The 14,191-nt window shown below is 65.8% G+C and carries 11 protein-coding genes and 1 tRNA gene; 10 read left to right on the top strand and 2 right to left on the bottom strand.

Annotated features, from left to right (window positions below):
- Positions 1 to 51: 51 nt before the first annotated feature.
- The 4 genes from pyk to E3O47_RS11615 all read left to right on the top strand — a co-directional run bounded on the left by pyk (position 52) and on the right by E3O47_RS11615 (position 3,833).
- Positions 52 to 1,497, top strand: a complete 1,446-nt coding sequence (pyk, locus tag E3O47_RS11630) for a pyruvate kinase (RefSeq protein WP_104100538.1) — start codon at positions 52 to 54, stop codon at positions 1,495 to 1,497.
- Between the two features lie 322 nt (positions 1,498 to 1,819).
- Positions 1,820 to 2,314, top strand: coding sequence for a hypothetical protein (locus E3O47_RS11625; RefSeq protein ID WP_104100539.1), 495 nt, complete (start codon positions 1,820 to 1,822; stop codon positions 2,312 to 2,314).
- A gap of 122 nt (positions 2,315 to 2,436) precedes the next feature.
- Positions 2,437 to 3,357: a DUF6545 domain-containing protein gene (locus E3O47_RS11620; protein ID WP_134401183.1), complete on the top strand. Its 921-nt coding sequence runs from the start codon at positions 2,437 to 2,439 to the stop codon at positions 3,355 to 3,357.
- Positions 3,354 to 3,833 carry a hypothetical protein gene (locus E3O47_RS11615; RefSeq protein ID WP_233191355.1) on the top strand — a complete coding sequence of 160 codons (480 nt, stop codon included), beginning with the start codon at positions 3,354 to 3,356 and terminating at the stop codon, positions 3,831 to 3,833. The genes E3O47_RS11620 and E3O47_RS11615 overlap by 4 nt, the downstream gene beginning before the upstream one ends.
- A gap of 117 nt (positions 3,834 to 3,950) precedes the next feature.
- Here E3O47_RS11615 and E3O47_RS11610 read toward each other — a convergent pair.
- A tRNA-Leu gene (locus E3O47_RS11610) sits at positions 3,951 to 4,036 on the bottom strand.
- 38 nt (positions 4,037 to 4,074) lie between these two features.
- Between E3O47_RS11610 and E3O47_RS11605 the strand changes: the two genes are divergently transcribed.
- Positions 4,075 to 4,680, top strand: a complete 606-nt coding sequence (locus E3O47_RS11605; RefSeq protein WP_104100541.1) for a response regulator — start codon at positions 4,075 to 4,077, stop codon at positions 4,678 to 4,680.
- Positions 4,681 to 4,699: 19 nt separating this feature from the next.
- On the opposite strand, the gene E3O47_RS11600 is transcribed toward E3O47_RS11605, so the two are convergent.
- Complete coding sequence (locus E3O47_RS11600; protein WP_104100542.1) at positions 4,700 to 5,176, bottom strand: hotdog fold thioesterase; 477 nt, start codon at positions 5,174 to 5,176, stop codon at positions 4,700 to 4,702.
- A gap of 56 nt (positions 5,177 to 5,232) precedes the next feature.
- Between E3O47_RS11600 and polA the strand changes: the two genes are divergently transcribed.
- The 5 genes from polA to uvrB all read left to right on the top strand — a co-directional run bounded on the left by polA (position 5,233) and on the right by uvrB (position 14,102).
- On the top strand, positions 5,233 to 7,911 hold the full coding sequence (polA, locus tag E3O47_RS11595) for a DNA polymerase I (RefSeq protein ID WP_134420587.1): 2,679 nt from the start codon (positions 5,233 to 5,235) through the stop codon (positions 7,909 to 7,911).
- 75 nt (positions 7,912 to 7,986) lie between these two features.
- Positions 7,987 to 9,663, top strand: coding sequence for a DUF885 domain-containing protein (locus tag E3O47_RS11590; RefSeq protein WP_134401181.1), 1,677 nt, complete (start codon positions 7,987 to 7,989; stop codon positions 9,661 to 9,663).
- 178 nt (positions 9,664 to 9,841) lie between these two features.
- Complete coding sequence (gene rpsA / locus E3O47_RS11585; protein ID WP_104100545.1) at positions 9,842 to 11,299, top strand: 30S ribosomal protein S1; 1,458 nt, start codon at positions 9,842 to 9,844, stop codon at positions 11,297 to 11,299.
- Positions 11,300 to 11,398: 99 nt separating this feature from the next.
- Positions 11,399 to 12,028 (top strand): dephospho-CoA kinase, encoded by a 630-nt coding sequence (gene coaE / locus E3O47_RS11580; protein WP_104100572.1) that lies wholly within the window; start codon positions 11,399 to 11,401, stop codon positions 12,026 to 12,028.
- Positions 12,029 to 12,038: 10 nt separating this feature from the next.
- Positions 12,039 to 14,102 (top strand): excinuclease ABC subunit UvrB, encoded by a 2,064-nt coding sequence (gene uvrB / locus E3O47_RS11575; RefSeq protein ID WP_134342446.1) that lies wholly within the window; start codon positions 12,039 to 12,041, stop codon positions 14,100 to 14,102.
- Positions 14,103 to 14,191 lie beyond the last annotated feature (89 nt).

Below are 14,191 nucleotides of genomic sequence, written 5' to 3'. Positions count from 1 at the left end.
ATCAACAGAGAATATGCGCCGAAACAGCGCGGAAACCGGAGTTCTTTCAGAATGAGACGCGCCAAAATTGTCGCCACGCTCGGGCCGGCAGCAGCCAGCTACGATCAAATTCGTGCCCTTATCGATGCCGGTGTCGACGTCTGCCGGATGAACCTGAGCCACGGGGACTACCAGGTCCACGAGGGTGTTTATGCGAATGTACGCAAAGCAGCGAACGACTCCGGTCGTGCCGTCGCCGTCATGGTCGACCTGCAGGGACCGAAGATCCGTCTCGGAAAATTCGAAGGCGGCCCTTACGAACTTGCCCTCGGAGACATTTTTAAGATCACCACAGAAGAAATCCTGGGTACCAAGGAACTCTCCGGCACCACGTACAAGGGCCTGCCCCAGGACGTCAGGCCCGGCGACTTCCTGCTGATCGACGACGGCAAGGTCAAGGTCGAGGTGGTGGCCACGAACGACACCGTCGTGACGACCAAGGTGATCGTTGCCGGCCCCGTGTCGAACAACAAGGGCATCAACCTGCCCGGTGTCGCCGTCAACGTGCCGGCCCTGTCCGAAAAGGACGAGGCCGACCTGCGCTGGGGTCTCCGCCTCGGCACGGACCTGATCGCGCTGTCGTTCGTTCGGGACGCCGCCGACATCACCCGCGTGCACGAGATCATGGCCGAAGAAGGACGCCGCGTTCCCGTGATCGCGAAGATCGAGAAGCCGCAGGCCGTGGAGAACCTCGAGGGCATCGTCGACGCGTTCGACGCCATCATGGTGGCCCGTGGCGACCTGGGCGTGGAGCTGCCGCTCGAGGCCGTTCCGATCGTGCAGAAGCAGGCGGTCGAGCTCGCTCGTCGCATGGCCAAGCCGGTCATCGTGGCGACGCAGATGCTCGAGTCCATGATCCACAGCCCGGTGCCGACCCGCGCGGAGACGTCTGACGTCGCCAACGCCGTGCTCGACGGCGCGGATGCGGTCATGCTCAGTGGCGAGACCAGCGTCGGCGAGTACCCCGTCGTCACGGTCCAGACGATGGCGCGGATTGTCGCGTCGACCGAGGACCACGGCCTGGAGCGTATCGTTCCGCTGACGAACAAGCCGCGTACCCAGGGCGGTGCGATTACCCTCGCCGCCATCGAGGTCGCCGAGTTCGTCGAAGCGAAGTTCCTGTGCATCTTCACGGAGTCCGGTGACTCGGCCCGACGGATGTCCCGGCTGCGGTCGAAGATCCCCATGCTGGCTTTCACCCCGGAGCCCGGTATCCGTCGTCGACTGGCCCTCACCTGGGGCATCCAGACCTACCTGGTCGACCGGGTCACCCACACGGATGCCATGTTCGGACAGGTGGATGACATCCTGCTGGGCCAGGGTCTGGCACAGCTCGGTGACAAGGTCGTCGTCATCAGCGGTTCCCCTCCCGGCATCGCGGGTTCCACGAACGACATCCGTGTGCACCGCGTCGGCGATGCCCACAATGAAGTTCACCCGGCGTACGCGAAGAAGTAGCGCCGCGACGGAGAAAGCCCCGCCGCCCGGCTTCGGGTGGCGGGGCTTTCTCGTGTTGTCAAATCTGCGCGGCACAGCCGAGCGCCGTGATTCTGTGACCCACCGCCCCCGGGCGACACCCTGTTCCCCTTCAGTGTCGCCCATGAGGCTGTGCGCGTGAACACTCCGAACCGGAGCGTGACTGGACGGTCCGTGGCGTGCGCGGGTCCCCCGACCCGGTAGCGTGGACATGTCCAACCTCATTTCAGGCTAACACCTGTTGGACATGTCTAATGTCACGGTCCGGCGCCACGGGACAGCGGCGCACAGGGGGGAGCAGGACGTGAACTACGAAGCACGCACCGAGCGGGCGCGCGAACTGGTGGCCACCCTCACCCTCCCGCGTCCGCTGACCGCCGCGACGCTGCACCGGTACATGGAAGGTCTGCGCGGCAAGGCGATCCTGATTCGTGCGGCGAGTCCGCGGCTCGTAGAATCCGGAGTCTGCGGGCTGTGGATCGAGGTCGCCGGGGAGAATTTCGAGCGCATCCACCATGCGCCGACGGACTCCGCCGTGCACCGCCAGCAGTTCATCAACCATGAGTTCGGCCACATGATCCTGCGGCATGAGAAGCAGCTGATGCCGGCCGAGCGGGTCGCGCTGCTCGCACCCCTCATCCCGCTCGACTCGATCGCATACGCGCTGTCCCGCAGCAACTTCACCGACGAGCAGGAAGCCCTGGCCGAGGCGATCGGCGACCGGCTGGCCCTGATCATGTTCGGAGACAGCGCCGAAACGGCCAACGGCCCCCGAACCGGTTTCGGCCGGGTGCTGTAGTGCAGATCATCCTGCTATCGGTGTCGGCGTTGATCTGGATCGCCACAATATTGTGCGTGCCGTCACTCCTTCGCGGTCGTCGTCGCCGTCTCTTCTGGGTCCTCGTTGCTTTCGGGACGACAATGACCCTGCAGCCTTACGTCGTGTACAACGCCGTCGACGGACTACTGGGTGGGGACAACGTCGCCTACTTCAGCTTTCATGCAACGGCGATCGTTACCATTGGTCTCCTGGACGGCATCGTGCAGGAGGCCGTGTCCGTGGGCGGTCTCACGCGGCGTAGGAATCAGGTGACCGCACTCGTCACCGGCGCAATTGTCACCGCCCAAGCTGTCCTATTCTTCGGCGGAGACTGGCGTTTTCGAGACCAGATCCACGAGGCTTTTCCGAATCGTTGGGATTTCGCCGCCTACTCGTCCACCACGTGGATTGCGATGGCCCTCTTCTCCGTGTCGGTAGGTGCGGCATGCGCGTCCGATCTACGCCTTCAGCATCGGTTGATCACTCGGGCGTCTCTCGCTCTCGTTGTGCTCGGTTGCCTCGGGGTTCTGGTCTACACGATCGTCAGCTTCGCGAGCGTGACCGCAGCCCTTCTCAGTCCGGACTTCTCCTTTGACGGGTGGCCCTACACCGCTTACCACATCGCCCTCGCCACCGCTCCCGTCTGCCTCGGCCTGGGTCTGGGTCTGACTGCCATGGAAGTGGGTATCCAGGCCCTGGCGAAGACCAGCCGCAACCGGGTGCTGCTGTGGCAGATCACTCCGTTGTGGGAGCGCCTGCTGGCCGGATCTCCGGAGCTCAGCATCGAGCGCGACCTCTCGCGCGTCGGGCTGCTCCTCGTGCGGGCTCCCGGCGCTCACCTGTACCGGCGTTACGTCGAGGTGCGGGATAGCCTGCTCCTCAACCCAGACCAGAGCCTGACGGTATCCGAACGGACACTGGTCAACGCCGCCGAGAACCACGTGCGGGCCATCCCCGCCGCAGCTTCGATCGTCACCACCCTTGCCCGCCCCGCGACACCCCGACAGGACCACACATCGTGATTGACCCGCGAGCAGCCGACGACGGGCCCAGCATCCCCGGCGAACCGATCAGTCCGCAGCGGGAACTGGCACGCAAGCTCAACCTCCTGCTTGACGTGGTCGTCGCCGAGGGCAACACGCCGCACACCTACAAGCAGATCGCCGCGGGACTGCAGGCGCGGGGCCTGTCGCTCTCCCGAGCCCGGTGGGCCTACATGATCACCGGGGACGGGCCTCTCGTGACAGACGTCGACCTGCTCACGGGCATCGGCGAGTTCTTCCGTATCCCGCCGGAGTACCTGCTGGGCTCTGACTGCGACCTCCCCGACCGCGTCGATTCCCAGCTCGCGTTCGTGAAAAGCCTGCGTGCCCAGCGCGTGGTCAACTTCGCGGCACGCACGCTCGGGGATGTGTCCCCGGAGACGCTGCGGTCGATCACCGCGCTCCTGGAAGAGGACATGCAGCGCGGCGATGCCGCGCGACCCGCTGAGGGCTGACGGGCTGACGGGCTGACGGGCTGACGGGCTGACGGGCTGGCCGATGCGCCGACTGGCGCTGACGCCCCGGCAGAGCCGAAACGGCCCGACTCGGCGGAAATTTCTGCCTGGGGGTGTTGGTACCGGTGGTGGGACTCGAACCCACACGTCCTTGCGAACAAAGCATTTTGAGTGCTCCGCGTCTGCCATTCCGCCACACCGGCTCACAACACCTGCTCCAGAATACCGTAGGCTTTCCCCCGTGACCGACCAAGACTCCACCCCAGTACCTCCTCGCCGCGTTGTCGTTGCCGAGGATGAGTCCCTCATCCGCCTCGACATCGTCGAAATCCTCCGTGACGCCGGATTCGAGGTGGTCGGTGAAGCCGGCGACGGAGAAACCGCTGTCGCCCTGGCCACCGAGCTGCGGCCCGATCTGGTCATCATGGACGTGAAGATGCCGCACCTCGACGGAATTTCCGCGGCCGAGCGCATCACCAAGGCGCACATCGCCCCCGTCGTGCTGCTGACCGCGTTCAGCCAGAAAGAACTCGTCGAGCGCGCCACGGAAGCGGGCGCGCTGGCCTACGTGGTCAAGCCGTTCACCCCAAACGACCTGCTGCCCGCCATCGAGATCGCGCTGTCGCGCTACAGCCAGATCATCACCCTCGAGGCCGAGGTGGCCGACCTCGTCGAGCGCTTCGAGACCCGCAAGCTCGTCGACCGGGCCAAGGGCCTGCTCAACGAGAAGATGGGGCTCACCGAGCCCGAGGCCTTCCGGTGGATCCAGAAGGCGTCCATGGACCGCCGGCTCACCATGCACGACGTCGCCCAGGCGATTATCGAGCAGCTCAGCGCCAAGAAGTAACCTTCGGCAGCCGGGCAGATCACCCTTCGAGGTTGATGCCTGGCCGTTTTTCAAGCCTCGGGTCTTGCGCCTCGGGCCGGTTCGTCAGTTCCTTGATCAGATTGGTGATCCGGATCGTCGAGCAGCGCCGGCCCTGATCATCCGTGACCGCGATCTCGTGCGTCGTGAGCGTACGGCCCAGGTGCACCGGCGTGCAGACACCCGTGACGAAGCCCGACGTCGCCGACCGGGTATGTGTGGCATTGATCTCGATCCCCACCGCCAGGCGGCCGGGACCGGCGTGCAGATTGGCGGCCATCGAGCCCAGCGACTCGCCCAGCACGACATAGGCGCCACCGTGCAGGAGCATCGCCGGTTGCGTGTTGCCCTCGACGGGCATCCGTGCCACCGCGCGCTCGATGGTGAACTCGACGAACTCGATGCCCATCTTTTCGGCCAGGGAGCCGGCTCCCCGCTGCTGGACCCACTCGAGGGCGTCCGTGGTCTGCTGGATCATAGTCACCTTCGGTCGCTGCACCTGCCCGCGCCGGATGACGCTTGTAGGCTATCTCTGTGTCAGATTCCGAAAAGCCTACCCTGATGATCATCGACGGCCATTCCCTGGCCTACCGGGCGTTCCACGCCCTCCCCGTGGACAGTTTCCAGACCCACGACGGGCAGCACACCAACGCCATCCACGGGTTCCTGTCCATGCTGCTCAGTCTGCTGCGCAACGAGAAGCCCACGCACATCGCCGTGGCGTTCGACATCTCGCGGTTCTCCTTTCGAACGCGCGAATACGCCGATTACAAGGGCACGCGGGCCAGCACGCCAAGCGAGTTCATCGGGCAGGTGCCGCTGCTGCAGGAGGCCCTGGCTGCGATGAACATCACGACGCTGACCAAGGAAGACTTCGAGGCCGACGACATCCTCGCAACACTGTCCGTGCGCGGCAACCAGGAAGGCTTCCATGTCCTGGTGGTCTCGGGGGACCGGGACACGATCCAACTCGTCAACGAAAACGTCACCCTGCTCTACCCGGCCAGCCAGGGCGTCTCGGCGCTCACCCGCTACGACCCGGCCCGGGTGCGCGAGAAGTACGGCATCGAGCCGGCACAATACCCGGATGTCGCGGCCCTGGTCGGCGAGACCAGCGACAACCTGATCGGGATCTCCAAGGTGGGGGAGAAGACCGCCGTGAAATGGCTCGGCCTCTACGGCAGCCTCGACGGCATCCTGGAACACGCCGAGGAGATCAAGGGCGTCGTCGGCAACAACCTGCGCGAGCAGAAAGAGAACGCGATCCGCAACCGGCGACTCAACCACCTCGTCACCGACCTCGACCTCCCGGTGGAGCTCCCCGACCTCGTGCGGCGCCCCATCGACGAACCGGCCGTGCGCGCTGTGTTCGGTCGGCTCGAGTTTCGCACCCTGCTTGACCGCGTGATCAAGCTTGAGGGCGCCGGCGCGACCGGAGGCGTCGCCGTGGTCGTGCCGGAGGAAGTGCTGGTCGCCGCGCCTCAGGCACCCGCCGCCCAGGACCTGCTCGACGAGGAGCTGGCCGCGTGGATCGCCCGGGCCACGGTCGCCTCCCCGCAGGGCCTCGCTCTCTCCGTCGAGGTACACGAGGGCAAGGCCATCGGCTTCGGAGTGTCCGGACCGACCGAGTCGGTAAACCTGCCCTGGCAGCCCGGACGCACGGACTACCTCGCATTCGAGGCCTGGCTGGCCAGCGACTCGCCCAAGATCATGCACGACGCCAAGAGCCAGATCAAGGCGCTCCGCCGCAGCAACCTGGACTTTTCGGGGCTGGTGTTCGACAGCCTGATCGCGGGCTGGCTACTGCGCCCCGGGGTGCCGGACAAAACCCTCGCCACCCTCGTCTTGCGATACCTGGGCGAAACCCTGCCGGTGACCGACCCCAACCAGCTGATCCCGGCCGAGAACGAGGCCGGGGGCGTGCCGGTGGAGTCCTGGTACACGTTCCGGGTGGCCGCGGCCATCGACGCGCTGCTCGACGACGGGTCCCGCGAGGTGCTCACCACCATCGAGATGCCCACCCTGCTGGCACTCTCCGACATGGAACTGGCCGGCGTGGCCGTCTCCCATGACCAGTTGTCGGCACTGTCCGGCCAGCTGGGCGAGCGCGCCGCCGGGTTGGCCGCCGGCGCCTACGCCGAGATCGGCCGCGAGGTGAACCTCGGTTCACCCAAGCAGTTGCAGGAGGTGCTGTTCGACCAGCTCGGCATGCCCAAGACCCGTGCGAACAAGACCGGGTTCTCCACGGATGCCGGGGCTCTGGCCGACCTGCAGGCCAGCAACCCGCATCCGTTCCTTGACATGCTGTTGCAGCACCGCGACGCCACCAAGCTGCGCCAGATCGTGGAGACCCTGGACAGGGCCATCGACGAGACGGGACGTATCCACACCACGTACGTGCAGATCGGCACGGCCACCGGTCGGATCTCCTCCACCGACCCCAACCTGCAGAACATCCCGGTGCGCACCGAGGAGGGCCGCCGCATCCGGGCCGCATTCCACGCGGCCAACGGGGCCGACTGCCTGCTCACCGCCGACTACTCACAGATCGAGATGCGCATCATGGCGCACCTTTCCGGCGACGCGGGACTGATCGAGGCCTTCAACGCCGGCGAAGACCTGCACCGGTTCGTCGGCGCAAGCGTGTTCGGCGTGGCGCCGGAAGACGTCACGAACGAGATGCGCTCCAAGGTCAAGGCCATGTCCTACGGCCTGGCCTACGGATTGAGCGCCTTCGGGCTGTCCCGGCAGCTGCGCATCGAGACGAAGGAGGCCAAGCAGCTCATCACAGACTACTTCGCCCGGTTCGGCGCGGTACGCGACTACCTGCGCAATGTCGTCGAGCAGGCCAAAATAGATGGTTACACGGCCACCATATTCGGCCGCCGCCGCCCGTTCCCCGAGCTGCACAGCGCCAACCGGGTCGTACGCGAGAACGCGGAGCGCGCGGCCCTCAACGCGCCGATCCAGGGGTCGGCCGCCGATATCATGAAGATCGCGATGAACGGGATCGCCGTGGACCTGATCGACGGCAATTTGGGGTCGCGCATGCTGCTTCAGGTACACGACGAACTGATCTTTGAGGTTGCCCCGGGGGAGTGGGATGCGCTCCGCCAGGTCGTGACGCACCGGATGGAGACCGCAGCGGACCTGTTGGTGCCGCTCGACGTGCAGGTCGGCCGCGGCGACAACTGGGATGCCGCCGCCCACTAGGCAGCGACTACCAGCCGCCCGAATGCAAGGTCCGGCGCTCCGCCCGCGGTCGAGCGCGTGTTCTAGGCTCGGGTCATGACAACCGACAAGCAGCGCACCCCCACGCCGATCGACCGGATCGCCGAGGACTGGGTGGACACCCTCGTCGGTATCGACCCGACCGTGGGCACGTACATCGGCCGCACCGAGGTTGACGGCCGCTTCGGCGACTACTCCCCGGACGGCCTGGACCGCAGGGTCGACGCGGCCCGATCCTTCATCACCCGCCTCGACGCGGCCACGGCCGTCGACGACGTCGACGTCGTCACCCGCACCGACCTGCGCAGCTCGCTCGCCCTCGACGTCGAGAGCGCCGAAGCCGGATTGCCGCTGCGCGACCTGAACGTGATCGCGTCGCCGGCCCAGGGCATCCGGGAGGTCTTCGACCTGATGCCCACCGCCACCGTCGCCGACTGGGACACCGTTTGCGCCCGTCTGCGCGCACTGCCCGGGGCCATCGACGGCTACATCCAGACCCTGCGTCTCGGCATCGAGCGCGGCAGTATGCCTGCCCGGCGTCAAGTGCAGGAAGTCATCCTGCAGGCCCGGCGCCACGCGGCGAACGACGGCTTCTTCGCCGAGCTCGCCGCCAACGCCGGCCACGACACGGGAGCGCTCCCGGCCTCGCTGGCCAAGGATCTCGACACCCGGGCGCGTGCCGCTGCCGCGGCCTATGGAACGCTGGCGGACTTCCTCGGCACCGAGCTCGAGGGCAGGGCCCCCACCCGTGACGCCATCGGTCGCGACCTCTACCTGCTGCAGTCCCGCCGTTTCCTCGGCGCGACCATCGACCTCGACGAAACCTATGAGTGGGGCGTGGAGGAGCTGGCGCGGATGGTCGCCGAGCAGGAGAGCATCGCCGACCTGATCAAGCCGGGCGCGAGCGTGCCCGAGGCCATTGCGTTCCTCGACACCGAACCCAGCCGCAAGCTGCACGGCACCGACGCCCTGCAGAAATGGATGCAGGAGACCAGCGACCGAGCCGTCGCCGAGCTCTCCGAGACCCAGTTCGACATCCCCGACGAGATCAAACGCCTCGAGTGCCTGATCGCCCCCACCCAGGAAGGCGGCATCTACTACACCGGGCCTACGGACGACTTCTCCCGCCCGGGCCGGATGTGGTGGTCGGTGCCGGTCGGGATCACCGAATTCGACACCTGGCGCGAATTGACCACCGTTTACCACGAGGGCGTGCCCGGCCACCATCTGCAGATCGGCCAGGCCGTCTACAACCGGGCCAAGCTGAACACCTGGCGCCGCCAGCTGGCCGGCACCTCGGGTCACGCCGAGGGCTGGGCGCTCTACGCGGAACGTCTGATGGAGCAGCTGGGCTACCTCGATGACCCGGCCGACCGTCTCGGCATGCTGGACGGGCAGCGGATGCGCGCCGCCCGCGTCGTCCTCGACATCGGCGTGCACCTCGAGAAGCAGCTGCCCGACGGTTCGGGCCCCTGGACCGCCGACTACGCCTTGGAGTTCTTGGGCCGGAACGTGAACATGAACGCGAGCTTTGTCAAGTTCGAGGTGAACCGGTACCTCGGCTGGCCGGGGCAGGCCCCGTCCTACAAGGTCGGCCAGCGCATCTGGGAGCAGCTGCGGGACAGGTACAGGGAGCGCGAGGGTGACGCCTTCTCGATCAAGGAGTTCCACCGCAAGGCCCTCGATCTCGGCGGGGTCGGCCTGGACACCCTCCAGGCGGCGATGCTCGGTTAACGTTCGGGGTCGATCGGCGTAGCTTCCGTGGGGGACGGGCAAGTTGCCGGCCTCTCCCGCAAACAGCTAAGCTTGATTGTCACGCTTGTGACGAACTGTCCACCGCCATGCATGGTGCACGAGCACGAGTTTTTCCCGTGTGTGGCCCGAACTATGTCCATCCTGGAGCAACTACTACATGACAAACGCAACGACCGAACGGGCACCCAAGCAGGTCGCCATCAACGACATTGGATCTGCTGAAGACTTTCTTGCCGCGGTCGAAAAGACTCTGAAATTCTTCAACGACGGAGACCTCATCGAGGGCACCGTGGTGAAGATCGACCGCGACGAGGTTCTCCTCGACGTGGGCTACAAGACCGAGGGCGTCATTCCCTCCCGCGAACTTTCCATCAAGCACGACGTCGACCCCTCTGAGGTCGTCAAGGTCGGCGACCTGGTTGAGGCCCTCGTTCTTCAGAAGGAAGACAAAGAAGGCCGTCTCATCCTGTCCAAGAAGCGTGCTCAGTACGAGCGTGCATGGGGCGACGTTGAGAAGATCAAGGAGTCGGATGGCGTTGTCACCGGTTCGGTCATCGAGGTTGTCAAGGGTGGCCTCATCGTGGACATCGGACTCCGCGGGTTCCTCCCGGCTTCGCTCATCGAGTTGCGCCGTGTTCGCGACCTGACCCCGTACCTGGGCCAGGAGATCGAGGCCAAGATCCTCGAACTCGACAAGAACCGCAACAACGTCGTGCTGTCCCGTCGTGCGCTGCTCGAGCAGACTCAGTCCGAGAGCCGCACCACGTTCCTCAACAACCTTCAGAAGGGACAGGTCCGCAAGGGTGTTGTCTCGTCGATCGTCAACTTCGGTGCGTTCGTCGACCTGGGTGGCGTTGACGGTCTGGTTCACGTCTCCGAGCTCAGCTGGAAGCACATCGAGCACGCCAGCGAGGTCGTCGAGGTTGGCCAGGAAGTCACCGTCGAGATCCTTGAGGTCGACCTCGAGCGCGAGCGCGTGTCGCTCTCCCTCAAGGCCACGCAGGAAGACCCGTGGCAGGTCTTTGCTCGCACCCACGCCATCGGCCAGGTTGCACCGGGTAAGGTCACCAAGCTCGTTCCGTTCGGCGCGTTCGTTCGCGTTGCCGAGGGCATCGAGGGACTCGTTCACATCTCCGAGCTCTCCGGCAAGCACGTCGAGCTCGCCGAGCAGGTCGTGTCGGTCGGCGACGAGGTCTTCGTCAAGGTCATCGACATCGACCTCGAGCGTCGCCGCATCTCGCTGAGCCTCAAGCAGGCCAACGACGGTGTCGACCCCGAGGGCACCGAGTTCGACCCGGCGCTCTACGGAATGCTCACCGAGTACGACGACCAGGGCAACTACAAGTACCCCGAGGGCTTCGACCCGGAGACCAACGAGTGGCGCGAAGGCTTCGAGACCCAGCGCGAGAAGTGGGAGCAGGACTACGCTGCAGCCCAGGCTCGCTGGGAAGCCCACAAGAAGCAGGTTGCCTCCGCGAACGACGAGATCACCGCCGTCAGCGATGTCCCGTCCGCCGCAGGCAACACCTTCTCGAACGAGACGGCCGGCGCCGGCACGCTCGCGGACGACGAGGCCCTCGCAGCACTGCGCGAGAAGCTCTCCAGCTCCAACTAGCACCGAGCTGACTGAAGGCCGCACCCTCCGGGGTGCGGCCTTTTTTCGCTTCGCCGGCGGATGCCGGTTCGTCCATCGAGGGCCGTTAGCATGGCAAGTGTGTACTTGATTGGACTGACCGGCGGGATCGCATCCGGAAAAAGCACCGTCGCGCGGCGGCTAGTGCAGCACGGGGCCGTGCACATCGACGCCGACCAACTCGCGCGGGTCGTGGTCGGGCCCGCCACCCCGGGGCTCGTCAAGATCGCGGATGCTTTCGGTGACGCGGTGCTGCTGCCCGACGGCAGCCTGAACCGGGTGGCGCTCGGCGCGGTCGTGTTCCGCGACCCGGAGGCGTTGGACCGCCTCAACGCGATCGTGCACCCCGAGGTGCGCGCGCGCTCGAACGCACTGATCCGCGAGGCGGAAGATGCCGACCGCAACGCGATCGTCGTGTACGACGTGCCCCTGCTGGTGGAGGCAGGCGTCGACCATCCTTTCGACCTCGTCGTCGTCACCCAGGCCGACGAGCCGACCCGGGTGCGCCGCATGGTGGAGCTGCGGGCGATGGATGTCGGCGAAGCGGAGCGCCGGATCCGCGCCCAGGCCAGTGACGCCGACCGTCACAGGATCGCCGACGTCGTCATCGACACGGGCGGCACTCTTGAGCAGACCCTGGAGCAGGTCGACGTGCTGTGGGACCAGGTGCGGGGTCAGGGTCAGCAGCGCATTGTCAGAGGCGCTCCGTAGACTGACGAGCATGGAACCCACGCGCTCTGTTAATCCGTTCGAGGTGGTGAGCGAGTACACGCCGAGCGGCGACCAGCCCACAGCGATCGCCGAGCTGGCCGGCCGCATCAACGCCGGAGAGACCGACATCGTGCTGCTCGGCGCCACCGGAACGGGCAAATCGGCGACCACGGCCTGGCTGATCGAACAGGTGCAGCGGCCGACCCTGGTGCTCGCCCATAACAAGACCCTCGCCGCGCAGCTCGTGAACGAATTCCGTGAGCTGATGCCCAACAATGCCGTCGAGTATTTCGTGTCGTATTACGACTACTACCAGCCCGAGGCCTATGTGCCCCAGACCGACACCTTTATCGAGAAGGACTCCTCGATCAACGCGGAGGTCGAGCGCCTACGGCACTCCACCACGAACTCCCTGCTCAGCCGGCGCGACGTCATCGTGGTCTCCACGGTCTCCTGCATTTACGGCCTCGGCACGCCCGAAGGCTACCTCGAGGCCATGGTCGCTCTCCAGGTCGGTCAACAGGTCAACCGGGACTGGCTGATCCGCAAGTTCGTTGCCATGCAGTACCAGCGCAACGACATCGACTTCTCTCGCGGCCACTTTCGGGTGCGCGGCGACACCATCGAGATCATCCCGATGTACGAAGAACTCGCCATCCGCATCGAGATGTTCGGCGACGAGATCGAGGCGCTCTACAGCCTGCATCCGCTCACCGGCGACATCGTGAGGAAGCTCGACTCCGTTGCCGTCTTCCCCGGCTCGCACTACGTGGCCAGCACGGACGTGATGGAGCGCGCCATCGGCACCATTCAGGAGGAGCTCGCCGAACGGCTTGAACAGCTGGAGCGCGAGGGCAAACTGCTCGAGGCCCAGCGCCTGCGCATGCGCACGCAGTTTGATCTGGAGATGATGGAGCAGATCGGTTTCTGCTCCGGCATCGAGAACTATTCCCGGCACATCGACCAGCGGCAACCGGGGGAGGCGCCGCATTGCCTGCTCGACTATTTTCCTGACGACTTCCTGATGGTCATCGACGAGTCCCACGTCACGGTGCCGCAGATCGGCGCCATGTACGAGGGCGACTCCTCGCGCAAGCGCACACTCGTCGATCACGGGTTCCGGCTCCCGAGCGCCCTCGACAACCGACCGCTCAAATTCGGGGAGTTCAAGGGGCGCGTCGGCCAGACCGTCTACCTCTCCGCCACCCCCGGCAAGTACGAGTTGGGCATCGCCGACGGCATCGTTGAACAGATCATCCGTCCCACCGGGCTGATCGACCCGCAGATCATCGTCAAGCCCAGTAAGGGCCAGATCGACGACCTTCTCGAGGAAATCCACAAGCGCGTCGACCGCAACGAACGCGTCTTGGTCACCACGCTCACCAAGAAGATGTCCGAGGAACTCACTGACTTCCTCACCGAGGCCGGCGTGCGGGTGCGGTACCTGCACTCGGATGTCGACACGCTCCGTCGCGTCGAACTCCTCACTGAGCTGCGGGCCGGCGTCTACGACGTCCTCGTGGGCATCAACCTGCTCCGCGAGGGGCTCGACCTGCCCGAGGTGTCGCTTGTCGCCATCCTCGACGCCGACAAGGAGGGCTTCCTCCGTTCGGCGACCTCGCTGATCCAGACCATCGGCCGCGCGGCCCGCAACGTCTCCGGCGAGGTGCATATGTACGCCGACCGGCTCACAGCCTCGATGGAGCGCGCGATCGACGAGACCGACCGCCGCCGCGAGAAGCAGGTGGCCTACAACACCCTTCACGGCATCGATCCCACCCCGCTGCGCAAACGGATCGCTGACATCACTGAGGTTCTCGCTCGGGAAGAGGCGGACACCGCCGAGCTTTTGGCCGGCCGCGACACCCGCCGCAAGGGCGTCGCGGCGACACCGCGCCGGCAGGGACTGGCCGCGAACGGCGCGAACGACCTCGAGTCGATTATCGCCGACCTGAACGGCCAGATGCTCGAGGCGGCGGGGGAGCTCAAGTTCGAGCTCGCGGCCCGGCTCCGCGACGAGGTATCCGAGCTGAAGCGCGAGCTGCGCCAGATGGAGAAGGCCGGCCACATCTGATCGGATGATTGGACTGGCTGGCTAGACTTCGAACATTTGTTCGCTCAGGGCGTGCTGATTCGCAGGGTTGGACGCGTGACGCTGCATAG

Source organism: Cryobacterium sp. TMT2-17-1 (assembly GCF_004402765.1).
GTDB lineage: Bacteria > Actinomycetota > Actinomycetes > Actinomycetales > Microbacteriaceae > Cryobacterium > Cryobacterium sandaracinum.
Note: the sequence above shows the minus strand (reverse complement) of the source record. Positions and strands in the feature narration are given on the sequence as shown.